The sequence below is a fragment of the Streptomyces sp. NPDC045678 genome (assembly GCF_056432085.1).
Genome location: NZ_JBWKJS010000009.1, coordinates 441,647 through 465,042 on the forward strand (window position 1 = coordinate 441,647; position 23,396 = coordinate 465,042).

Here is a 23,396-nt window from a genome sequence, read left to right on the forward strand (position 1 = left end):
AGAACGGGAGATGTGACGGCAATGGCTACGGATGATCTCCAGCTCCGCGATGCTTCCGCCGTCCTCGCCAAGGCCGCGGACGAGAACTTCCCGGTCGCGCCCTTCTTCCTGCCCCGGGCCTGGCGCGACGACCTCATGGCCGTCTACGGCGTCGTCCGCCTCATCGACGACATCGGCGACGGCGACCTGGCCCCCGGCGCCGGCCACGCCCGCCACCTCGGGCTCGACGCCGGCACGGACGATCCGCTGCCGCTCCTCGACGCCGTCGCGGCCGACCTGGACAGGGTCTTCGCCGGCACCGAGCCCGGCCACCCGCTGGTGCGGGCGCTGCGGCCGGCCGCCGAGCGCGGAACCCTGACGGCCGCCCCCTTCCTGGACCTGATCGAGGCCAACCGCCAGGACCAGGTCATCACGCGCTACGAGACGTACGACGACCTCGTCGCGTACTGCGCGCTCTCCGCCAATCCCATCGGCCGTCTCGTCCTGGCCATCACGGGGACGGAGACCCCCGAGCGCGTCCGCCGCTCGGACGCCGTCTGCACCGGCCTGCAGATCGTCGAGCACATCCAGGACGTCGCCGAAGACCTGCGGCGCGGCCGCATCTATCTGCCTGTCGAGGACATGAAGCGGTTCCACGTGAGTGAGTCAGATCTGGCCCTGCCGACAGCGGGCGCGTCGGCGCGCGCGCTGGTCGCATTCGAAGTGGAACGCGCCCGCGCCCTGCTGAATGAAGGCACCCCCCTGGTGGGTAGCGTCCACGGCAGGCTGAAGCTGCTGCTGGCCGGGTTCGTGGCAGGAGGGAGGGCAGCCGCCCGGGCGATCGTCACCGCCGGTTACGACGTCCTGCCCGGAGCGCCCAAGCCGACCAAGCCGCGCCTGCTGCGTGAGACGGGTGCAGTTCTGCGAGGAGAGAGGTGAGCCGGGCCGTGGAGTCGGATCCGCACGTATCCGCGTCGGTGCTCGCCGCGTACAGCTACTGCGAGGCCGTGACCGGCCGGCAGGCCCGCAACTTCGCGTACGGCATCAGGCTGTTGCCGACGCCCAAGCGCCGGGCGATGTCCGCGCTCTACGCCCTCTCCCGGCGGGTCGACGACATCGGCGACGGCGAGCTCCCCCCGGACGTCAAGGCGCGAAGGCTCGACGACACCCGTGCGACGGTCGCGCGGATCCGCGCGGGCGAAGTGCGGGAGGACGACACCGACCCCGTCGCGGTCGCCCTCGGCCATGCCGCCGCGCGCTTCCCCATCCCCATGGAAGGCCTCGACGAACTCATCGACGGCGTCCTGAAGGACGTACGCGGTGAGACGTACGAGACGTGGGAGGACCTCAAGGTCTACTGCCGCTGTGTCGCCGGGGCCATCGGGCGGCTCTCGCTCGGGGTGTTCGGCACGGAGCGGGGGGCGCTCCACTCCGAGCGCGCGCCCGAGTATGCCGACACGCTCGGTCTCGCGCTCCAACTGACCAACATTCTCCGGGACGTTCGCGAGGACGCCCTGGACGGGCGGACCTACCTGCCCGCCGACGACCTCGCCAAGTTCGGCTGCTCGGCCGGGTTCTCGGGCTCCGAGCCGCCCGCCGGAGCCGACTTCGCGGGCCTCGTCCACTTCGAGGTGCGCCGTGCGCGGGCCCTGTTCACCGAGGGCTACCGCCTGCTTCCCATGCTGGACCGGCGAAGCGGCGCCTGCGTGGCCGCCATGGCCGGCATCTACCGCCGCCTCCTGGACCGCATCGAGCGGGAGCCGGAAGCGGTCCTGCGTGGCCGCGTCTCGCTCCCCGGGCGCGAGAAGGCGTACGTCGCCGTGCGTGGACTGTCCGGTCTCGACGCGCGGAACGTGTCACGACAGACCGTCCGGAGGCGCGTGTGATGCGCATCCGGAGCGATCGTGGGGCAGTTGGGACAGCGTTCGCAAAGCGGCGGGCAACCCTCCGCTCCCAGGTCGCGTCCCAGACTGCAACGGCCGAAGGGGTGGGTGCATGACGAGGGAAGACATGCAGCCCGAGGGGCTGACCGAGGACGCCGAAGGCCGCTCCGCAGGGGCGGCCGCCGTGGTGGTCGGCGGCGGCCTCGCGGGCATCACCACCGCGCTCGCGCTCGCCGACGCGGGCCTGCGCGTGACGCTGCTCGAAGGACGGCCGCGACTCGGCGGGCTCGCGTTCTCCTTTCAGCGCGGCGCGCTGACCGTCGACAACGGCCAGCACGTCTATCTGCGCTGCTGCACCGCCTACCGATGGTTCCTCGACCGCATCGACGGCGCGCACCTCGCACCCGTGCAGGAACGTCTCGACGTGCCCGTCCTCGACGCGGGCCGCAACCGGCTCGGGCGCCTCAGGCGCACCGCGCTCCCCGTGCCGCTGCACCTCGCCGCGAGCCTCGCCACCTACCCCCATCTGTCGGTCGCCGAACGCGCCAAGGTGGGCCGCGCGGCGCTCGCCCTCAAGGGGCTCGACCCGGCCGACCCCGTGCTCGACGGCCAGAACTTCGGCAGCTGGCTCGCCAGGAATGGTCAGTCGGCGCGCGCCATCGAGGCCCTCTGGGACCTCGTGGGCGTCGCGACACTCAACGCCTCCGCGAGCGACGCCTCACTCGGGCTCGCCGCGATGGTGTTCAAGACCGGGCTGCTCTCCGAACCGGGCGCCGCCGACATCGGCTGGGCCCGGGTGCCCCTCGGTGACCTGCACGACACACTGGCCCGCAAGGCGCTCGACGCAGCGGGAGTACGTACGGAACTAAAGGCACGCGTCACCTCCATCTCCCGTACGGACAACGGCGGTTGGCGCGTTGAGGTTCCCGGCGAGACCATCGAGGCGGAAACCGTCGTGCTCGCCGTGCCGCAGCACGAGACGCACGACCTCCTCCCCGAGGGCGCCCTCGACCAGCCCGACCGGCTGCTCGACATCGACACCGCGCCGATCCTGAACATCCACGTCGTGTACGACAGGAAGGTGCTGAAGCGGCCGTTCTTCGCCGCCATCGGCACACCCGTGCAGTGGGTCTTCGACCGGACCGAGGCCTCCGGACTGACCGAAGGGCAGTACCTCGCGCTCTCGCAGTCGATCGCGCACGACGAGATCGACGCGCCCGTCGCCGCCCTGCGAGAGCGCTATCTCCCCGAGCTCGAGCGGCTGCTGCCCGCCGCGCACGGCGCCGAGGTACGGGACTTCTTCGTCACCCGCGAGCGCACGGCGACCTTCGCGCCCACCCCCGGTGTCGGCAGGCTCCGCCCCGGCGCCCGCACCAAGGCCCGCGGCCTGTACCTCGCGGGCGCGTGGACCGCCACCGGCTGGCCCGCGACCATGGAGAGCGCCGTACGCAGCGGCATCAGCGCGGCCGAAGCCGCCCTCTCCACCCTCGACCGCCCCCGTGATCACCTCTTCGCATTCGAGGAGGCGGCGGCGTGAAGCTCGACCTTCTGGGGTCAGGTCCCCAGCGAAACAGCACCGGAACAAGAGGAGAAACTGTGCCGACTGTGCCCTCGGCCGAGAAAACGGCTGCCGACACGGTGGACGTGACCTCACTGCTCGAGCAAGGAAGGACGCTGGCCACCCCGGTGCTGCGGGCCGCGGTGGACCGTCTCGCACCGCCCATGGACACCGTGGCCGCCTACCACTTCGGATGGATCGACGCGGAGGGCAACCCCTCCGACGGCGACGGCGGCAAGGCGGTGCGTCCCGCGCTCGCCCTGCTCTCCGCCGAGGTCGCGGGCGCGGCCCCCGAGATCGGAGTCCCCGGCGCGGTCGCCGTGGAACTCGTGCACAACTTCTCACTGCTGCACGACGACCTGATGGACGGCGACGAGCAGCGCCGCCACCGCGACACCGTGTGGAAGGTGCACGGCCCCGCGCAGGCCATCCTCGTCGGCGACGCCCTCTTCGCGCTCGGCAACGAGATCCTCCTCGAACTCGGCACCGTCGAGGCGGGCCGCGCCACCCGCCGCCTCATCACCGCCACCCGCGCACTGATCGACGGCCAGGCCCAGGACATCAGCTACGAGCACCGCGACCGGGTCACCGTCGAGGAGTGCCTGGAGATGGAGGGCAAGAAGACCGGCGCCCTGCTCGCCTGCTCGGTCTCCATCGGCGCCGTCCTCGGCGGCGCGGACGACCACACCGCCGACACCCTGGAGAAGTACGGGTACCACCTCGGCCTCGCCTTCCAGGCCGTGGACGACCTGCTCGGCATCTGGGGCGACCCGGAGGCCACCGGCAAGCAGACGTGGAGCGATCTGCGCCAGCGCAAGAAGTCGCTGCCCGTGGTGGCCGCCCTGGCCGCGGGCGGGCCCGCGTCCGAGCGGCTCGGTGAGCTGCTCACCGCCGACTCCAAGAGCAGCGACTTCGAGAACTTCTCCGAGGACGAGTTCGCCGCGCGTGCCGCCCTCATCGAGGAGGCGGGCGGCCGTGAGTGGACCGCCAAGGAGGCCAGGCGCCAGCACGCCATCGCCATCGAGGCCCTGGACCACGTCCAGATGCCGGACCGTATCCGGGCGCAGCTCGTCGCGCTCGCCGACTTCGTCGTCGTACGAGAGAGATGATCACTATCGCGCGGATATCCGGGTGATCCGGGGGGAGACCCCCGGACCCACAGGCAGTCGCCGGCCGGCGTGACGCGTCGGCCGACGGCGGACCCACAGCAGACGTAGCCACCGCACTGCACGAAGGGGAAGCCATGACAGCGACGACCGACGGAAGCACCGGAGCGGCCACGCCCCGCGCAGCCTCGGCCAGCCGGCCCACCGAACCCGACGACCTGACCGATACGACCGCGACAGGCCCTCGCGAGGCCGCCGCGCGCGCCATGCGGCGCTCCACGGACTTCCTGCTCGCCCGGCAGGACCCCGAAGGCTGGTGGAAGGGCGACCTCGAGACCAATGTGACCATGGACGCCGAGGACCTCCTCCTGCGGCAGTTCCTCGGGATCCGGGACGAGGACACCACGCGCGCCGCCGCGCTCTTCATCCGCGGCGAGCAGCGCGACGACGGCACCTGGGCCACGTTCTTCGGCGGCCCCGGCGAACTCTCCACCACCATCGAGGCGTACGTCGCGCTGCGCCTGGCCGGCGACCGGCCCGACGAGGCGCACATGGCGAAGGCCGCCGCGTGGATCCGCGACCGGGGCGGCATCGCGGAAGCCCGCGTCTTCACCCGGATCTGGCTCGCCCTCTTCGGCTGGTGGAAGTGGGACGACCTGCCCGAACTCCCGCCGGAGCTCATCTACTTCCCCAAGTGGGTCCCACTCAACATCTACGACTTCGGCTGCTGGGCGCGGCAGACGATAGTGCCGCTCACCATCGTGTCCGCCAAGCGGCCCGTGCGCCCCGCGCCGTTCGCCCTGGACGAACTGCACACCGACGCGCGCGTTCCCAACCCCACCAAACCCCTTGCCCCCGTGGCGAGTTGGGACGGTGTCTTCCAGCGGCTCGACAAGGCGCTGCACGTCTACCACAAGGTCGCGCCGCGCCCGCTGCGCAGAGCCGCGATGAACAGCGCGGCCCGCTGGATCATCGAGCGGCAGGAGAACGACGGCTGCTGGGGCGGGATCCAGCCGCCCGCCGTCTACTCCGTCATCGCGCTGCACCTGCTCGGCTACGACCTGGACCACCCCGTCCTGAAGGCCGGGCTCGCCTCGCTCGACCGGTTCGCCGTGTGGCGCGAGGACGGCTCCCGGATGATCGAGGCGTGCCAGTCGCCCGTGTGGGACACCTGTTTGGCGACGATCGCGCTCGCGGACGCCGGAGTGCCCGCGGACCACCCGCAGTTGGTCAAGGCCGCCGACTGGATGCTCGGCGAGCAGATCGTGCGCCCCGGCGACTGGTCGGTGCGCAGGCCCGGCCTGACGCCCGGCGGCTGGGCGTTCGAGTTCCACAACGACAACTACCCCGACATCGACGACACCGCTGAGGTCGCCCTCGCGCTGCGCCGGGTCGCGCACCCGGACAAGGCCCGCCTGGAGAACGCCATCGACCGCGGGGTCCGCTGGAACCTCGGCATGCAGTCGAAGAACGGCGCCTGGGGCGCCTTCGACGTCGACAACACCAGCCCCTTCCCCAACCGGCTGCCGTTCTGCGACTTCGGCGAGGTCATCGACCCGCCGTCCGCCGACGTCACAGGACACGTCGTGGAGATGCTCGCCGTCGAGGGGAAGTCCCACGACCCGCGCACCCGGCGCGGCATCGAGTGGCTCCTCGCCGAACAGGAGGAGAACGGCGCCTGGTTCGGACGCTGGGGCGTCAACTACATCTACGGCACCGGGTCGGTGGTGCCCGCCCTGATCACGGCCGGGCTGCCCGCCGCGCACCCGGCGATCCGCCGAGCGGTGCGGTGGGTCGAGTCGGTGCAGAACGACGACGGGGGCTGGGGCGAGGACCTGCGCTCCTACCGCGACCGGGGCTGGGTCGGCCACGGCACGTCGTCCGCGTCGCAGACCGCGTGGGCGCTGCTCGCTCTGCTGTCGGCGGGAGAGAGCGAGGCGAAGTCGACGGAGCGGGGCATCGCCTGGCTCGTCGAGGCGCAGCGCGCGGACGGGTCGTGGGACGAGCCGTACTTCACCGGCACCGGCTTCCCCTGGGACTTCTCCATCAACTACCACCTGTACCGGCAGGTGTTCCCGCTCACCGCCCTCGGCAGGTACATCAACGGAGAGCCCTTCGCGGGCGGCTCCGACGCCCGCCCCGCCAAGGGGAGCTGATGGACGGGAACCCGGCCCCGCGGCCGGGCCCCGTGCCTCTGCTGATCGCCTGCGCGCTCGGCATCGAACACTTCGCCCTGCGCACCGGCGACCGCAAGGGCGCGCCGGGAGACATGACCGTGCTGCGTACCGGCATGGGCCCCAAGAACGCCGAGCGCGCCGTCACCGGGGCGCTCGGGAAGCACACCCTGCGCGACGCGGCCGTACTGGCCACCGGCTTCTGCGCCGGACTCGCCCCCGGCATGCACCCCGGCGACCTCGTCGTCGCCGAGGAGACCAGGGACGCGCGCGGCAGCACCCCCTGCACGGGAACCGGGCTGCTGGTCGAGGAGCTGGTGCGGGCCGTGCCCGGCCGCACCGTGCACACCGGACCGCTCACCGGCTCCGACCACGTCGTCCGTGGAACCGAGCGCGGCGCCCTCCTGGCCACGGGCGCGATCGCCGTGGACATGGAGTCCGCCGCGACGCTGCACAGCGCCGTACGCGCCGGTCAGCGGCCCGTTGCGGCCGTCCGGGTGGTCGTGGATGCCCCACAGCACGAACTCGTCCGCATCGGCACGGTGCGCGGTGGAATATCAGCTTTCCGTGTTCTTCGTGCCGTGCTCCCCGCTTTCTTTGAATGGCACCGTTCTTCGTTGCTCCCTCGGAGGTGAGCCAGATGGCCATGCCGCTTCGCCAGTCCATCAAGGTCGCTACGTATCTCTTTGAACAGAAGCTGCGCAAGCGCGACAAGTTTCCGCTGATCGTCGAGTTGGAACCGCTCTTCGCCTGCAACCTGAAGTGCGAGGGCTGCGGGAAGATCCAGCACCCGGCCGGAGTGCTCAAGCAGCGCATGCCGGTGGCCCAGGCCGTCGGCGCCGTCCTCGAATCCGGCGCCCCGATGGTGTCCATCGCCGGCGGCGAGCCGCTGATGCACCCTCAGATCGACGAGATCGTGCGGCAGTTGGTGGCGAAGAAGAAGTACGTCTTCCTCTGCACCAACGCCATGCTGCTGCGCAAGAAGATCGAGAAGTTCCAGCCCTCGCCGTACTTCGCGTTCGCCGTGCACATCGACGGCATGCGGGAACGGCACGACGAGTCCGTCGCGAAGGAAGGTGTCTTCGACGAGGCCGTCGCCGCCATCAAGGAGGCCAAGAAGCGTGGCTTCCGGGTCACCACCAATTCGACGTTCTTCAACACCGACACCCCGCAGACCATCATCGAGGTCCTGAATTTCCTCAACGACGACCTGAAGGTCGACGAGATGATGCTGTCCCCCGCCTACGCCTACGAGAAGGCGCCCGACCAGGAGCACTTCCTCGGTGTCGAGCAGACCCGCGAGCTCTTCAAGAAGGCCTTCGCGGGCGGCAACCGGCTGCGCTGGCGGCTCAACCACTCGCCGCTCTTCCTGGACTTCCTGGAGGGCAAGGCGGACTTCCCGTGCACCGCGTGGGCCATCCCGAACTACTCCCTCTTCGGCTGGCAGCGTCCCTGCTATCTGATGAGCGACGGGTACGTGCCCACGTACCGCCAGCTCATCGAGGAGACCGACTGGAGCAAGTACGGCCGAGGCAAGGACCCGCGCTGCGCCAACTGCATGGCGCACTGCGGCTACGAACCGACCGCCGTCCTCGCCACCATGGGCTCCCTCAAGGAGTCCATCCGCGCGGCCCGCGAGACGGTCTCCGGAAACCGCGGGTGACGTCATGAACGGGCCGACGAGGGGCCTCCGGCAGGGGTGCCCCTCTTCACCGTGAGCCGAGAACAACCAGAGAGGGGGCTCGAGCATGACCATTCTCGACACCATCCGGGGGCCACGGGACCTGAAGGGACTTTCCGGGGCCCGGCTCGACGAACTGGCGGGGGAGATCAGGGAGTTCCTGGTGCACGCGGTCGCCAGGACGGGCGGCCATCTCGGCCCCAATCTGGGGGTGGTGGAGCTCTCCATCGCCCTGCACCGCGTCTTCGAGTCGCCCGTCGACCGGCTCGTGTGGGACACCGGCCACCAGAGCTACGTGCACAAGCTGCTCACCGGGCGCCAGGACTTCTCCAAACTCCGCGGCAAGGGCGGCCTCTCCGGCTACCCCTCGCGCGAGGAGTCCGAGCACGACATCGTCGAGAACAGCCACGCGTCGACCGCGCTCGGCTGGGCGGACGGCCTCGCCAAGGCGCGGCAGGTCCTCGGCGAGCGGGGGCACGTCGTCGCCGTCATCGGGGACGGCGCGCTGACCGGCGGCATGGCCTGGGAGGCCCTGAACAACATCGCGGCCGCGAAGAACCGGCCGCTGATCATCGTCGTCAACGACAACGAACGCTCGTACGCCCCGACCATCGGCGGCCTCGCCAACCACCTCGCCACCCTCCGCACGACCGACAGCTACGAGCGCGTGCTGGCCTGGGGCAAGGACATCCTCCAGCGCACGCCCGTCGTCGGGCAGACGCTGTACGAGTCGCTGCACGGCGCCAAGAAGGGGTTCAAGGACGCGTTCGCGCCGCAGGGCATGTTCGAGGACCTGGGACTCAAGTACGTCGGGCCGATCGACGGGCACGACATCGGAGCCGTCGAGTCGGCGCTGCGACGCGCGAAACGCTTCCACGGCCCCGTACTCGTCCACTGCCTCACCGAGAAGGGCCGCGGCTACGAACCCGCGCTCGCCGACGAGGCGGACCGCTTCCACACCGTCGGCGTGATGGACCCCCTCACCTGCGAACCGCTCGCGCCGTCCAACGGCCCGTCCTGGACCTCCGTGTTCGGGGACGAGATCGTCCGCATCGGCGCCGAGCGCGACGACGTCGTCGCCATCACCGCGGCCATGCTGGGCCCCGTGGGCCTGACGAAGTTCGCGGAGGCCTACCCCGACCGGGTGTGGGACGTCGGCATCGCCGAGCAGCACGCCGCGGTGTCGGCCGCCGGACTCGCCACGGGGGGCCTGCACCCCGTCGTCGCGGTGTACGCCACCTTCCTCAACCGTGCCTTCGACCAGCTTCTGATGGACGTGGCGCTGCACCGGTGCGGGGTCACCTTCGTGCTCGACCGGGCCGGGGTCACGGGCGTCGACGGCGCCTCGCACAACGGCATGTGGGACCTGTCGATCCTCCAGGTCGTGCCGGGGCTGCGCATCGCCGCGCCGCGCGACGCCGACCAACTGCGGGCGCAGCTGCGGGAAGCGGTCGCCGTCGACGACGCTCCGACGCTCCTGCGCTTCCCCAAGGAGTCGGTGGGGCCGGCGATCCCCGCCGTGGACCGCATCGGCGGCATGGACGTACTGCTCGCGGAGGCGGAGGCGGAGGTGCTGTTCGTCGCGGTCGGGGTGATGGCGCCGGTCTGTCTGCAGGCCGCTGAACTGCTCCGGGAGCGCGGTCTGCGCTGCACCGTCGTCGACCCGCGCTGGGTCAAGCCCGCCGCCCCGGAGCTGCCCGGCCTCGCCGCGCGCCACCGCCTCGTCGCGGTCGTCGAGGACAACAGCCGCTCCGCCGGGGTCGGCGCCGCGGTCGCGCTCGCGCTCGGCGAGGCCGAAGTGGACGTGCCCGTCAGGCGGTTCGGCATCCCCGAGCAGTTCCTCGCGCACGCCAAGCGGGGCGAGGTCCTCGCCGACGTGGGGCTCACCCCCGTCGAGATCGCCGGCCGCATCAGCGCCACGCTGACCGCCGACCGGGGCGCGCACCAGCAGGGTTCAGGCAAGGAGTACAGCGTATGACCACGGAGTTCGACGCCGAGGGCGCGAAGGAGCTCGGCACCGCGGGCGCCAAGGAGTTCGACCTCGGCAGGCTTCTCGCCGAACGGGGCGCCGAACGGTACGAACTGCACACCCGGCACCTCAACCACCAACTGCCGCGCATGCTGCACACCATCGGCTTCGACAAGGTCTACGAACGGGCCGAGGGCGCGTACTTCTGGGACGCGGAGGGCAACGACTACCTCGACATGCTCGCGGGCTTCGGCGTCATGGGTCTCGGCCGGCACCACCCCGTCGTACGCAAGGCGCTGCACGACGTCCTCGACGCCTCGCTCGCCGACCTCACCCGCTTCGACTGCCAGCCGCTGCCGGGCCTGCTCGCCGAGCAACTGCTCCAGCACAGCCCGCACTTGGACCGGGTCTTCTTCGGCAACAGCGGCACCGAGGCGGTCGAGACGGCGCTGAAGTTCGCCCGTTACGCGACCGGCAAGCCGCGGGTGCTCTACTGCACGCACGCCTTCCACGGGCTCACCACGGGCTCCCTCTCCGTCAACGGCGAGGACGGCTTCCGGGACGGGTTCGCGCCGCTGCTGCCCGACACCGCGGTCCCGCTCGGCGACCTGGACGCGCTGCGCGCGGAGCTGAGGAAGGGCGACGTCGCCGGGCTGATCGTCGAGCCCGTCCAGGGCAAGGGCGTGCACGAGACCCCGCCCGGATACCTGCGCGCCGCCCAGGAACTGCTGCACCGCCACAAGGCGCTCCTCATCGCCGACGAGGTGCAGACCGGCCTCGGCAGGACCGGCGACTTCTACGCCTACCAGCACGAGGAGGGCGTCGAGCCCGACCTGGTCTGCGTCGCCAAGGCGCTGTCGGGCGGCTATGTGCCGGTCGGCGCGACGCTGGGCAAGGACTGGATCTTCAAGAAGGTCTACTCGTCGATGGACCGGGTGCTCGTGCACTCGGCGAGCTTCGGCTCCAACGCGCAGGCCATGGCGGCCGGGCTGGCCGTCCTGTCCGTGCTCGAGGACGAGAAGGTCGTCGAGAACGCCCGGGTCACGGGCGAGCTGCTCAAGTCCCGGCTGGCCGCCCTCGTCGACCGCTACGAACTGCTCAGCGAGGTGCGCGGCCGCGGGCTGATGATCGGCATCGAGTTCGGGCGTCCCACGTCGCTCAAGCTGCGCGGCCGTTGGACGATGCTCCAGGCGGCCCGCAAGGGACTCTTCGCGCAGATGGTCGTCGTACCGCTGCTCCAGAAGCACCGCATCCTCACCCAGGTCTCCGGGGACCACCTGGAGGTCATCAAGCTCATCCCGCCGCTGACCATCGGGGAGCGGGAGGTGGACCGCTTCGTGGACGCCTTCACCGCCGTCATGGAGGACGCGCACAGCGGTGGCGGACTGATGTGGGACTTCGGCAGGACGCTGGTGAAGCAGGCGGTCGCGAACCGCTGAGCGGGACGTCGGCCCTCCGCCGTCGTACCTCTTTTGCCTCTCGGGCAAGAAAGTTGCCCGAGAGGCAAGGCTCTGGCTCAATCCTGGTATGAGCCCTGCCGAGCCCAAGGAGCCCGCGGAGCCGCCCGAGGCGGCCGAAGCGCTCCCCACCGTGGCGCCCCAGCTGCGTGAACTGCGCCGCCGCGCCTCCCTGACCCTGGAGGCCGCGGCCCGCACGGCCGGGCTCTCGCCCGCCCACCTCTCCCGCCTGGAGACCGGGCAGCGCCAGCCTTCCCTGCCGATGCTGCTCACCCTCGCACGTGTCTACGGTACGACGGTCTCCGAACTGCTCGGCGAGACGGTCGCCGACCGGGACGCGGTCGTCCGCGCCCCGGACATGGAACCGACGGCGGCCGGCGGCTGGACCTACTGGCAGGCGGGCGCCCCGGGCCGCGGCATGCAGGCGCTGCGCGTGCACGTGCCGCACGGTGCGCAGGGCGACATCGTGCGCGTCCACCCCGGCGAGGAGTGGCTGTACGTCCTGAAGGGGCGGCTCCGGCTGCACCTGGGGGACACGGTGCACCTCCTCGCGCCGGGGGACAGCGCGCACTTCGACTCGCTGACCCCGCACCGGATCGCCGCCGCCGATCCGGGCGGCGCCGACCTCCTCTTCGTCCACACGCTGCTGCAGAGCCCCGCCACCGCGCTGTGCCTCGGCGGCCCCACTCAGGGAGACCCGACATGACGGAACCGGAACAGCAAGGCCCTGTTCAGCCGGAGCGGCCCGCCCGCAACACCATGGAGGAGAAGCTTCCCCGAGGGCTCTGGGTCCGCCTGATCATCTACGTGGCGGTCGGCCACCTCTTCGCGGCTTTCCTGTACCTGCTGTTCGAGCTGGGGGCCAGCAACCAGTAGCGGCCTCAGTCGAGCAGGCGCTCGCGCAGCCGCTCGCGCGTTTCGGCGCTCAGCTCCAGGCCGGTGGAGAGGTACGTGTCCACGTCGCCCCAGGTCTCCTCGATCGCCTCGTACGCCGCCGCCAGGTACTCGGCGCGGGCGTCGAAGAGCGGGTCGAGGAGCTCCATGACCTCGGGCGACATCGCGTTCGGGGAGCTGTCCGAGCGGTGCACCTTGTAGCGGCGGTGCTTCACGTTCGACTTGAGGTAGTCCGCCTCGATCGCGTCACGCTCCACGCCCAGGGCGAGGAGCGTGACGGCTATGGACAGGCCCGCGCGGTCCTTGCCCGCCGCGCAGTGCATCAGGGCGGGCACGCTGTCCTCGGCGAGCGCGTGCAGGACCTTGCTGTGCTCGGCGGTGCGCTCCTTGATGATCGTCCGGTACGCGGCGCCCATCCGGTCGGCGCTCCTGCCGTCGGAGAGGATGGAGCGCAGCTGGTCGAGGTCGCCGTCGCGCACCATCTTCCAGAACTCGGCGCCGTCGGCCGGGTCGGTCAGCGGCAGGTTCACGTTGCGCACGCCGGGCAGCTCGATGTCAGGGCCCTCGAGGCGCTGGTCGGCGGCGTTGCGGAAGTCGAAGATCGTGTGCAGGCCCAGCGAGGAGAGGAACGCGGCGTCGGCGGCGGTGGCGTGCGCCAGGTGACCGCTGCGGAAGAGGTTGCCCCGGCGCACGCGCCGCCCGTCCACGGTCGGCAGCCCGCCCACGTCACGGAAATTGCGCACTCCGGCGAGCTCGGGCTCCGACAGCTCCACCAGTGCTGCCAGCTCTGTCGGCGGGGACTCCTGCGTCACGGGTTCTCCTCGGACTCTGCGCCGGCGCGGCTCGCCGGTGGATGCGTCTTTGACGATACGACATGGCTTCCCGGTGCGATCAAGCCTCGGCGCGGGCCCTCTCGTGACGCGTCAGGCCAGGGGCTCGCCGGTCTCCAGGAGGGTCTTGAGGCTGGAGAGGATGGCCGGCCAGCCCTGGCTGCACATGGACCGCAGAGTGCCCGCCCGGTCGAACTCGTGCGTGACGGTCAGCTTCACCCGGTCGCCCTCGGGCTCGAGGTCGAAGGTGACCTGTGAACGGCGCTCGCTCGCGAGCCGCGCGCGCAGTTCCTCGTCGATGTTGTTCGCCTCGGCCCACTGCGGGCTGAACGTGTGCCAGGTGTAGGCCAGCCTGCGGTGCGGTTCGTGGACGAGGACGACCTGCTCGGGGTCCTCGGTCGTGGCGCCCGTCTCGGTCCAGGCCATGGGGGACCCGGGGGTCCAGTCGGTGCCGAAGCTCACGCCCCAGTACCGGCGGGTGAAGGCCGGGTCGGTCAGGGCCTGCCAGAGGCGCTCGGGGGTGGTGCGGATGTACGTCGTGTACACGAACGTCGAGCTGTCGCTGTCCATGGTCGGTTGCTCCAATGCTGTCTTCAGGTCCGCGAGGGCGTGGGCCCGCTCACGGTCGAACCGGCTGATCCATCGCTCGGTGATGGCGTTGATCGGAGCCGCGTTCAGGTAGTGCAGCTTCTCCCGGCCCTGCCGCACCGTGGTCACGAGCTCGGCGGCCTCGAGCACGGCGAGGTGCTTGCTCACCGACTGCCGGGCCATGCCGAGACCCGCGCACAGCTCCCGCAGGGTCTGTCCGTTGCGGTCCCGCAACCGGTCCAGCAGCTGCCGCCGACTCGGATCGGCCAGCGCCTTGAACGCCGCGTCCACCTTCTGCCACCCCCAGTCATGCAGCCGATCAGCTGCATCACCACGATTGGCAGCCGTACGGCTGCCTGTCAATCGGAGAAAAGGCCGATGACCGGAGCTGACGCTTATTCCGTAATTGGGTGAATCTTGACCGGTGGCTTATCTCACCCTCCGTCAACCCCTCCCTACGGTGGCGTAGGTCACTTAGGGAGGTGAAGGATGTGACGTCGTGAGCGCAGAGTCGACAACCTTCATCCATCACCCCATCAACAACGGCGTAATCAACTCCTACGCAGCGGTCGGCGACAGCTTCACCGAGGGCGTGGGCGACCCGGCCCCCGACGGCACCTTCGTCGGTTGGGCCGACCGCCTCGCGGTCCTGCTGGACGACCGGGTGCCCGAGCACACCTTCCGGTACGCCAACCTCGCCGTCCGCGGCAAGCTCCTCGACCAGATCGTCGAGGACCAGCTGCCGCGCGCCAAGGAACTCGCCCCCGACCTGGTGAGCTTCTGCGCCGGGGGCAACGACATCATCCGGCCCGGCACCGACCCCGACGAGGTCGCCGAGCGGTTCGAGCGCGCCGTCGCCGACCTCTCGTCGGCGGTCGGCACGGTCATGGTGACCACCGGCTTCGACACCCGAGGAGTCGCGGTCCTGAAGCACCTGCGCGGCAAGATCGCCACGTACAACATGCACGTCCGTGCCATCGCGGACCGGTACGGCTGCCCCGTCCTCGACCTGTGGTCCCTCAAGACCGTCCAGGACCGCCGCGCGTGGGACGGCGACCGCCTGCATCTCTCCGCCGAGGGGCACACGCGCGTCGCGCTGCGTGCCGCGCAGGTCCTGGGGCTCGACGTGCCCGCCGACCCCGACCAGGCGTGGCCGCCGCTGCCGCCGCGCGGCACGCTGGAGGTGCGCCGCGACGACATCCACTGGGCGCGCGAGTACCTGGTGCCGTGGATCGGACGGCGCATCCGCGGCGAGAGCTCGGGGGACCACGTGGAGGCGAAGGGCTTCCGCAACATCGACGCCCTCAAGATGCAGCTCCACGCAGGCTCCTGAACCACCGGGGCCGGCCACGCCCGCAACCATCGCCCGCCCGGGGCCGTCTGGACAGGCGGGGGCGGATGGCAGACGCTGCGGACGGGCGCGGCGGACGGACGTGCGCGGTCCAGGGTGCCGCGCGTGCGGGACGGGGGCGGCGTGGGGGAGAACGGGACGGACGAGGAGGTCTTCGCGCGGATGCGCGCGGCGGACTTCGGCTACCTCGACGAGACGCGGCAGATCTATCTGGACCACACCGGCGCCGCACCGGTGCCCCGCGGTCTCGTGCGGGCGCAGGCGGCGCGGCTGAGCGGGCGGGCGTTCGGCAACCCGCACACCGAGAGCCCCGCGTCCACGGCGTCGACCGAGCTGATCGAGGAGGCCAGGCTGCGGGTCCTGCGCTTCCTCGACGCGGATCCCGCCGAGTACACGGTGGTGTTCACGGCGAACGCCTCGCAGGCCGTCAAGCTGGTTGCGGAGGCCTATCCGTTCGACCGGCGCTCGGCCGCGCTGCTCCTCACCCAGGACAACCACAACTCCGTCAACGGAGTACGGGAGTTCGCGCGTGCCGCCCGTGCGAAGGTCGGCCTCGTGCCGTTCACGGGCGATGAGCTGCGGGTCTCCGAAGCAGCGGTGCGCAGGGCGCTCGCCGGGCGGCGCCAAGGCCTGTTCTGCTACCCGGCGCAGAGCAACTTCACCGGCGTACGGCATCCGCTGGAGTGGGTGGCGCGGGCCCGGGCGTCCGGGTGGCACACGCTCCTCGACGCGGCGGCCTACCTGCCGACCGGAAAGCTGTCCTTGCGCCGGGTGCCCGCCGATTTCGTGGTCGCCAGCTGGTACAAGGTCTTCGGCTATCCCTCCGGCGTGGGCAGCCTGGTGGCCCGGCGCGAGGCGCTCGCCGGACTGCGCCGCCCCTGGTTCGCGGGCGGCGCGATCCAGGTGGTCAGCGCACGGGCGCGCTGGCACCGCATGGCGCAGGCCCCGGCCGCCTTCGAGGACGGCACCCCCGACTTCCACGCCGTCCCGCAGGTCGCCACCGGACTCGACTGGTACGACGAGGTGGGCGCCGACGCCGTGGGCGCGCACGTGGACCGCCTGACCGGACGCCTGCTGCGGGGACTCGCCGGGCTGCGGCACCCGGGCGGCCGGCCGCTCGTGCGCGTCTACGGTCCGCGCGGCACCGCGGGGCGCGGCGGGACGGTCGCCCTGAACGTCCTGGACACCCGGGGCAAGGTCGTCGACGAGCGGATCGTGGCCCGCGAGTGCGCCGCGGCCGGCATCTCGGTCCGCACCGGCTGCTTCTGCAACCCGGGCGCGGGCGAGGAGGCCTTCACCATCGCACCGCGCCTCCTGCGGCGCACCGGCGCGGGGCGGTGGCGCGCCGAGACCATCGACGGCTACATCCGGGGGCTCGGGCTGCCCTCCGGCGGCGCGGTACGCGTCTCGCCGGGCATCGCGAACGTCACCGCGGACGTCGACCGGTTCCTGGAGTTCCTGTACGCCACCTTCGCCGCCGCCACCCCGGTCAGGGGCGACCTGGCCCCGCGTCTGACGTGCTGAGAGCCTCTCCGAGCCGGTGGGCCGACGCGGGACAGCGCCGCCGCAGCACCAGCCACGCCACGACGAGCAGCGCCACGGCGCACCCGGCGAGGATCACCCAGCCCGTCCACGCCGGATGCCCGAAGCTCTCCCCGTACGAGTCGAGCAGCGCCCGGCCCTCCGCGCCTCCGCCCCGCCACAGCTCCTCCAGGCCCGCCCCGGAGCCGAGAGTCTCGAACGCCCACCGGTTGGTCATCGCCACACTGATCCACCGCCCGCCCGCCGCCATCTCCGGCACCGGCACGAACGCCCCCGAGAACAGCACCTGGGGGAAGCACAGCAGCGGCAGCACCAGCGCCGCCCGGCTCGGTTCGGAGACCAGGGCCGAACAGCACAGGCCGAGCGCGAGCGCGGCGGACGACGCCAGCGCCGTCGTCACGAACAACGAGGCGTGGACGGAGAGTCCGGCGCTCGGCAGCCGGTCGAGGGCGCGCAGCACCACGAGCAGCAGCGCGTCCGTGAGGAGCAGGACGGGCCCGAGGACGGTGAGCTTGGCCAGCAGATAGGGCCACAGCCGCAGCACGGTTCTGCGCTCCCTGCGCACCACCGCCAACTCGCCGCAGATCTGCGGGAGTCCGTAGGCGAGCCCGAAGAAGAACGCGCCGAACGCGATCCAGAACAGCACCATCGCGGAGGCCGCGGGCGACGGGTCGCCGGGGTCGAAGACGCCCGGGCGGAACAGCAGCGCGAACATCGCGATGATGACGAGCGGCGAGCCGATGGTGATCGCGGCGGTCAGCCGGTCGTGCCGCAGCAGCCGCAGGTCACGGCCGGTCAGGACGGCCCACTGGCGCAGCCGGCCGGTGGCGGGGGAGAAGCGGGGGCGTGCGGCGGACGCTCGCGGTTCCGCACGGGACGGCGGCGCCCCGCCGTCCGACGCCGGCGCCTCCACGGAGTACAGGGCCTCGAACGTCCCGTCGGGCGACAGCCGCAGCAGCTCGGCCGGGGTGCCCGAGGGGCCGGCTCTGCCGTTCGGAGCGATGAACAGCACCTGGTCGCAGTGGTGCAGATCGGCGGGCGTGTGCGTGGTGAACACGACGGTGACACCGCTCGCCGCAAGCCGCACGAGGTACTGCGTCAGCTGCGCCCCGGCGAGCGGATCGAGTCCGGACGTCGGCTCGTCGAGGAAGAGGAGCCGCGGACGGGAGAGCAGCTCGATCGCGATGCTCGCCCGCTTGCGCTGCCCTCCGCTGAGCGTCCGCACGGACTGCCCGGCCGCCTCGGCGAGCCCCAACTCCTCCAGTACGCGGGGCACTTCGCCGGGATCGGTGCCGCGCAACCGAGCCGCGTACTCCAGGGCTGTCCGCAACGGCAGCGCGCGGTGCACGATGTCGTCCTGCGGCACGAACCCGTACCGCAGCGCCTGCCGCGGTGTCTCCGCCCCACCGCCGGGCGCGGCTGCCCGCACCGACACCCGCCCGGCGCGCGGCACCCGCAGCCCCGCGAGCACCTCCAGAAGCAGCGTCTTGCCCGCGCCGCTGCCGCCCGCGACACCGAGCACACGCCCGGGACCGACCGTCGGCACGTCGATCCCGGACAGCGCCACACCGCCGTCCGGCAGCACGAGTTCGACGCCGCGCGCGGAGAGCTCCACTCCCGGCCCGTCCACGGTCGTCACCGGCCGTCCGCCCGCAGGGACGCGGTGATCTCGTCGAGGACCCCGATGTCCTCGATCGTCGCCGGAACGGTGTACTCCCGCCCGTCGGCGATCGCCCGTACCGTGCCGCGCAGGATCTTCCCGGAGCGGGTCTTGGGCAGCCGCGGCACGGTCACCACCCGGCGCGGGGTGGCGACGGCACCGATGCGGGTCCGTACGAGGGAGCGCAGCTCCGCCTCGACGTCGGCGGCAGGACGGTCCACGCCCTGACGCAGCACGACGAGGCCGAGCGGCAGCTCGCCCTTGAGCTCGTCCGCGACGCCCACCACCGCGCACTCCGCCACGTCCGGATGGTCGGCGAGCACCTCCTCCATGGCGCCGGTGGACAGCCGGTGCCCCGCGACGTTGATGACGTCGTCGAGGCGCCCCATCACGAAGACGTGGCCCTCCTCGTCGAGATGGCCGCCGTCGCCCGTCAGATAGTGGCCGGGGTAGCGGCTCAGATAGGTGGACGCGAACCGCTCGTCGTCGCGGTACAGCGTGGTGAGGCTGCCCGGCGGAAGCGGCAGGCGCAGAGCCAGGGTGCCGTCCGTACCGGACGGGCACTCCTCGCCCGCCTCGTCCAGGACCCGCAGGTCCCAGCCCGGCATCGGCCTGCCGGGCGAGCCGGACTTGGCGGGCAGCGCCTCGATGCCGAGCGGGTTGGCGACGATGGGCCAGCCCGTCTCGGTCTGCCACCAGTGATCGACGACGGGGATGTCGAGGAGCTCACGCGCCCAGTGGTACGTGTCGGGGTCCAGGCGCTCGCCCGCCAGGAACAGGGCACGCAGCGACGACACGTCGTGCTCGGCCAGGTGCGCACCCTCGGGGTCGTCGCGCTTGATGGCACGGATCGCCGTCGGCGCGGTGAACAGAGTGCGCACCCGGTGCTGCGCGACGACGCGCCAGAACGCGCCCGCGTCGGGCGTGCCGACCGGCTTGCCCTCGTACAGGAGCGTGGTGCAGCCGGCGAGCAGCGGTGCGTAGACGATGTACGAGTGGCCGACGACCCAGCCCACGTCGGACGCCGTCCAGAAGACCTCGCCGGGCCGGGCGTCGTAGATGTGCTCCATGCTCCAGCGCAGCGCCACGGCGTGGCCGCCGTGGTCGCGGACCACGCCCTTGGGGGAGCCGGTGGTGCCGGAGGTGTAGAGGATGTAGAGCGGGTCTGTGGCGGCCACCGGCACACACTCGGCGGTCGGCGCCGAGCGGACCGCGTCCGCCCAGTCGAGATCCCGTCCCACGCGCAACTCGGCCCGCGCCTGCGGACGCTGGAGGATCACGCAGGCCTCCGGGCGGTGCGCGCACCGCTCCAGAGCGGCGTCCAGGAGCGGTTTGTACGCGATGACCCGGTCGACCTCGATGCCGCACGACGCGGAGAGCACCACCTTGGGGCGCGCGTGGTCGATGCGGGCCGCGAGCTCGGGCGCCGCGAAGCCCCCGAACACCACGGAGTGCACGGCGCCGATGCGCGCGCACGCCAGCATCGCGACGGCCGCCTCGGGCACCATCGGCATATACACGACGACGGTGTCGCCTCTGCCGACGCCGAGTTCCGCGAGCATTCCCGCGGTGCGGGCCACCTCGTCGAGCAGTTCGCGGTAGGTGAGGCCGCGGACCGTGCCGGTGACGGGGCTGTCGTGGATCAGTGCCGTACGATCCCCGTGCCCGGCCAGGACGTGCCGGTCCAGAGCGTTGTGACAGGTGTTCAGCTCGCCGCCCGCGAACCAGCGGGGCGCGGCCGGCGCGCCGGTGTCCAGGATCGTAACGGGCGGCACGTACCAGTCGACGGCCTCGGCCGCGCGGCCCCAGAAGGCCGTCGGGTCAAGGAGGCTCTCGCGGTGGGCGCTCTCGTAACTCGTCGGCCTTGGCAACCGGTCACTCCGCTCTTCCGAGGTGTCTGGACGGCATCGGGGGGCGAACGCCCGCCATCGTAAAGGGAGTCGGCCGGTGAGGTGACAGGGCTGGAGTGGCGCGGACCCGCGCGGGCGCCCCGGTGCTGGGATGACGGCGAACCGTCCCCGCAGGGACGGGCAGCCGGAAGGAACCCACGTCATGCGCTCAGTACGTTCCGTACGTTCCGTCAGTGCCCTCGCCCTGGCGCTCGCCGCTCTCGGGCTGCCGGGCGCCCCCGCCGTCGCCGCCCGGACCGCGCCCGCCGCCCTCACGGCCGCCGTGGCCCCCGCGGCGGCGACGGTGAGTGTGACCGGGGTGGGCATCGCGTCGGCCGCACCCGACATGGCCGTGCTCACCGCCGGCATCGAGGTCACCCGGCCGACCGCGGACAAGGCGCTCACCGAGCAGAACGCCGCGGCCGAGGCGCTGCTGGCCGCCGCACGCGCCGCGGGCGTCGCCGAGCGCGACATCAGGACCGAGAACCTCTCCCTGTCCGCGGTGTACCGCAACCGGGTCGGTGACCCGGGCCAGTACGAGGCCACGGGCGCGAGGGGCGAGGACGGGCTCTTCATCGGCCACCGCGCCACGCAGATGTTCTCCCTGGTCATCCGTGACATCAAGAAGACCGGCGCCGTGGTCCGCGCGGTCGCCGACGCGCCCGGCGACGCGACCCGTATCCACTCGGTGGTCTTCGACGTGAAGCACCCGGAGGCACTGCGCGCCAAGGCCCGCACGTCGGCGTACGAGGACGCCAGGGGCAAGGCCGAGCAGTACGCCCGGCTGAGCGGCCGCAGCCTGGGCCAGCTCCTCTCGCTGGAGGAGAGCGACGGCGGGCGCCCGCGTCCGGTGCCGGTCCCGGTGGCCTCCTTCTCGAAGGACTCGGTGCCGGTGGCGCCGGGGCGCATCCAGGACGAGGTCTCGGTGACGGCGGTGTACGAGCTGCGGTGACGCGGGGCGCCGCGGGGGCGGGGCACCGGCTCAGGTGCCCCGCAGGACTCATCCGGAGCCCGTGGACATAATGGGGAGGCCTATTCACCCCCCTCAGGAGGTCCCGTGTCCCGGTTCCTGATCCCCGGGCTGCGCTCGCTGCGGTCCGCTGCCTTCGGAGCGGATCCTTCGGGTGCCCGGCTGGCACGCATCCGCAGGTCGCCGAATTTCTCGGTGACGGAGGGCTCCTTCCAGAACCCCGTGGGGGCGCGGACCCGGCCGACCGGGTCGTCCCTGGAGTTCGCCAAGATCTACTTCCGCAAGGAGGAGCGCGTACGCCGCGGACCCGCCGGAACGGTCCCCGTGCACGCCACGACCCTCGCCGACCTCGCCAAGCCGCCGATCGGCGGCTTGCGGGTCACCTGGATGGGTCACTCCAGCGTCCTGGTCGAGATCGACGGCCGGCGCGTCCTCTTCGACCCGGTGTGGGGCGAGCGGTGCTCACCCTTCTCCTTCGCGGGGCCCAAGCGGCTGCACCCGGTGCCGGTGCCGCTCGAGGCGCTCGGGCCGGTCGACGCGGTGGTCATCTCGCACGACCACTACGACCACCTGGACATGCCCACCATCAAGGCCCTCACCGGTACGGACACGGTGTTCGCGGTGCCGCTCGGCGTCGGTGCCCACCTGGAGCGGTGGGGCGTGCCGGCCGACCGCCTGCGCGAGCTGGACTGGCACGAGTCCGCGAAGGTGTCGGGGCTGACCCTCACGGCCACCCCCGCCCGGCACTTCTGCGGCCGCGGCCTGCGCAACCAGCAGCACACGCTGTGGGCGTCGTGGGTGGTGGCGGGGTCCGAGCACCGCGTGTACCACAGCGGCGACACGGGCTACTTCGCCGGTTTCCAGGAGATCGGCGCCGCGCACGGGCCGTTCGACGCGACGATGATCCAGATCGGCGCGTACAGCGACTTCTGGCCCGACATCCACATGACGCCCGAGGAAGGCGTACAGGCCCATCTGGACCTCCAGGGCGGCGAGCCGCGCGGCGTGCTCCTGCCGATCCACTGGGGGACGTTCAACCTCGCCCCGCACGCCTGGTCGGAGCCGGGCGAGGACACCATGGCGGCGGCGCGCCGTGCGGGCGCCGCCATCGCGCTGCCCCGCCCCGGCGAGCCCTTCGAGCCCGGGACGCCGACCGTGCCGACGGCGCCGTGGTGGCGGGGCGTCGCCCTCACCCCGAAGGGCGGCTGGCCCGAACCGGCCGTGGCGGACGCCGCCGGAACCGAACGGACGCGCCCGTCGGACAGCGGGGAGCCGGAGGCGGCGCCTGTGGCGTGACGTGGACCGGGGGCGCGGTGTCCTGCGCCTGCGTCCCCCTCCACCTCACGCGGCGCGTGCGCGGTGTCTGCGTACCGCGTCGCGATTGGCGCAGCGCTGCGAGCAGTAGCGCTGCCGCCCCGTGCGCGAGGTGTCGGCGAAGACCGTCGTGCACTCGGTCACCGCGCACCGCCGCAGCCGGTGCATGCCCCGGCCCGCCAGATGCAGCGCGGTGCCCACCGAGATCAGGGAGAACAGCAGGTCGCCGAGGGGCCGGTCCGCCTCGCGGTAGTGCAGGTGCCAGCCGCTGCCCGCGTGATCGGTCAGCCGTGGATGCGCCGCTGCCGCGGCCAGCATGGCGTTGACCAGCGCCGCCCGCTCGTGCTCGTCGACCGCGTCGACGACCTTCTCCCAGGCGTCCAGGGCCTCCAGCGCGCGCACGAGATCGTCGTGCACGACCGGGCGCCCCAGGGCCAGTCCCGCGGCACGGCAGCGGTCCGCGAGTTCCTCCGCGTCGGCCGGCCGACGGTTGGCCAGCCCGGCGGCCAGCTTCACGGCGTCCTCGCCGTAAGGGTTGAGGTGCATAAGGG

The 23,396-nt window shown here is 72.0% G+C and carries 20 protein-coding genes; 15 read left to right on the forward strand and 5 right to left on the reverse strand.

Annotation, left to right across the window (positions count from 1 at the left end; genetic code table 11):
• Window positions 1-21: 21 nt before the first annotated feature.
• The 11 genes from hpnC to AC07DO_RS30940 all read left to right on the forward strand — a co-directional run bounded on the left by hpnC (window position 22) and on the right by AC07DO_RS30940 (window position 12,683).
• The gene (hpnC, locus tag AC07DO_RS30890; protein ID WP_479064089.1) at window positions 22-918 is read left to right on the forward strand and encodes a squalene synthase HpnC; all 897 of its coding nucleotides are present in this window, start codon (window positions 22-24) and stop codon (window positions 916-918) included.
• A complete protein-coding gene (gene hpnD, locus AC07DO_RS30895) occupies window positions 915-1,865 on the forward strand; it encodes a presqualene diphosphate synthase HpnD (RefSeq protein ID WP_479064091.1) in 951 nt (316 codons plus the stop codon). Before hpnC ends, hpnD begins: the two co-directional genes overlap by 4 nt.
• A gap of 124 nt (window positions 1,866-1,989) precedes the next feature.
• Window positions 1,990-3,399 (forward strand): hydroxysqualene dehydroxylase HpnE, encoded by a 1,410-nt coding sequence (gene hpnE / locus AC07DO_RS30900; RefSeq protein WP_479064225.1) that lies wholly within the window; start codon window positions 1,990-1,992, stop codon window positions 3,397-3,399.
• Entirely contained in the window at window positions 3,396-4,529 is a 1,134-nt protein-coding gene (locus tag AC07DO_RS30905; RefSeq protein WP_479064093.1) for a polyprenyl synthetase family protein, read from the forward strand. The genes hpnE and AC07DO_RS30905 overlap by 4 nt, the downstream gene beginning before the upstream one ends.
• 134 nt (window positions 4,530-4,663) lie before the next feature.
• Complete coding sequence (gene shc / locus AC07DO_RS30910; RefSeq protein WP_479064095.1) at window positions 4,664-6,682, forward strand: squalene--hopene cyclase; 2,019 nt, start codon at window positions 4,664-4,666, stop codon at window positions 6,680-6,682.
• The gene (locus AC07DO_RS30915) at window positions 6,682-7,335 is read left to right on the forward strand and encodes a phosphorylase family protein (RefSeq protein WP_479064097.1); all 654 of its coding nucleotides are present in this window, start codon (window positions 6,682-6,684) and stop codon (window positions 7,333-7,335) included. The genes shc and AC07DO_RS30915 overlap by 1 nt, the downstream gene beginning before the upstream one ends.
• 5 nt (window positions 7,336-7,340) lie before the next feature.
• Window positions 7,341-8,363, forward strand: a complete 1,023-nt coding sequence (gene hpnH / locus AC07DO_RS30920) for an adenosyl-hopene transferase HpnH (RefSeq protein ID WP_479064099.1) — start codon at window positions 7,341-7,343, stop codon at window positions 8,361-8,363.
• Window positions 8,364-8,448: 85 nt separating this feature from the next.
• Complete coding sequence (gene dxs, locus AC07DO_RS30925) at window positions 8,449-10,359, forward strand: 1-deoxy-D-xylulose-5-phosphate synthase (protein ID WP_479064101.1); 1,911 nt, start codon at window positions 8,449-8,451, stop codon at window positions 10,357-10,359.
• Window positions 10,356-11,789: an aspartate aminotransferase family protein gene (locus AC07DO_RS30930; protein WP_479064103.1), complete on the forward strand. Its 1,434-nt coding sequence runs from the start codon at window positions 10,356-10,358 to the stop codon at window positions 11,787-11,789. The genes dxs and AC07DO_RS30930 overlap by 4 nt, the downstream gene beginning before the upstream one ends.
• Window positions 11,790-11,877: 88 nt before the next feature.
• Complete coding sequence (locus AC07DO_RS30935) at window positions 11,878-12,513, forward strand: helix-turn-helix domain-containing protein (RefSeq protein WP_479064105.1); 636 nt, start codon at window positions 11,878-11,880, stop codon at window positions 12,511-12,513.
• A gap of 53 nt (window positions 12,514-12,566) precedes the next feature.
• Window positions 12,567-12,683 (forward strand): DUF6126 family protein, encoded by a 117-nt coding sequence (locus AC07DO_RS30940; RefSeq protein WP_436849033.1) that lies wholly within the window; start codon window positions 12,567-12,569, stop codon window positions 12,681-12,683.
• 5 nt (window positions 12,684-12,688) lie between these two features.
• Here the strand turns inward: AC07DO_RS30940 and AC07DO_RS30945 are convergent, their stop codons facing one another.
• Window positions 12,689-13,513, reverse strand: coding sequence for a tyrosine-protein phosphatase (locus AC07DO_RS30945; protein WP_479064107.1), 825 nt, complete (start codon window positions 13,511-13,513; stop codon window positions 12,689-12,691).
• Between the two features lie 111 nt (window positions 13,514-13,624).
• Entirely contained in the window at window positions 13,625-14,410 is a 786-nt protein-coding gene (locus AC07DO_RS30950; protein WP_479064109.1) for an ArsR/SmtB family transcription factor, read from the reverse strand.
• Between the two features lie 208 nt (window positions 14,411-14,618).
• On the opposite strand from AC07DO_RS30950, the gene AC07DO_RS30955 reads away from it, so the two are divergent.
• A complete protein-coding gene (locus AC07DO_RS30955; protein WP_479064111.1) occupies window positions 14,619-15,452 on the forward strand; it encodes an SGNH/GDSL hydrolase family protein in 834 nt (277 codons plus the stop codon).
• A gap of 114 nt (window positions 15,453-15,566) precedes the next feature.
• Window positions 15,567-16,994, forward strand: a complete 1,428-nt coding sequence (locus tag AC07DO_RS30960; protein WP_479064113.1) for an aminotransferase class V-fold PLP-dependent enzyme — start codon at window positions 15,567-15,569, stop codon at window positions 16,992-16,994.
• Here AC07DO_RS30960 and AC07DO_RS30965 read toward each other — a convergent pair.
• Window positions 16,960-18,651 (reverse strand): ABC transporter ATP-binding protein/permease, encoded by a 1,692-nt coding sequence (locus AC07DO_RS30965; RefSeq protein WP_479064115.1) that lies wholly within the window; start codon window positions 18,649-18,651, stop codon window positions 16,960-16,962. The genes AC07DO_RS30960 and AC07DO_RS30965 overlap by 35 nt on opposite strands.
• Entirely contained in the window at window positions 18,648-20,543 is a 1,896-nt protein-coding gene (locus tag AC07DO_RS30970) for a propionyl-CoA synthetase (protein ID WP_479064117.1), read from the reverse strand. The genes AC07DO_RS30965 and AC07DO_RS30970 overlap by 4 nt, the downstream gene beginning before the upstream one ends.
• 181 nt (window positions 20,544-20,724) lie before the next feature.
• Between AC07DO_RS30970 and AC07DO_RS30975 the strand changes: the two genes are divergently transcribed.
• Both AC07DO_RS30975 and AC07DO_RS30980 read left to right on the forward strand, forming a co-directional pair.
• Entirely contained in the window at window positions 20,725-21,513 is a 789-nt protein-coding gene (locus AC07DO_RS30975) for an SIMPL domain-containing protein (protein ID WP_479064119.1), read from the forward strand.
• A 105-nt stretch (window positions 21,514-21,618) separates the two neighbouring features.
• Window positions 21,619-22,827, forward strand: a complete 1,209-nt coding sequence (locus AC07DO_RS30980; protein ID WP_479064121.1) for an MBL fold metallo-hydrolase — start codon at window positions 21,619-21,621, stop codon at window positions 22,825-22,827.
• A 45-nt stretch (window positions 22,828-22,872) separates the two neighbouring features.
• Here the strand turns inward: AC07DO_RS30980 and AC07DO_RS30985 are convergent, their stop codons facing one another.
• The gene (locus tag AC07DO_RS30985) at window positions 22,873-23,391 is read right to left on the reverse strand and encodes a CGNR zinc finger domain-containing protein (RefSeq protein ID WP_479064123.1); all 519 of its coding nucleotides are present in this window, start codon (window positions 23,389-23,391) and stop codon (window positions 22,873-22,875) included.
• Window positions 23,392-23,396: the final 5 nt, after the last annotated feature.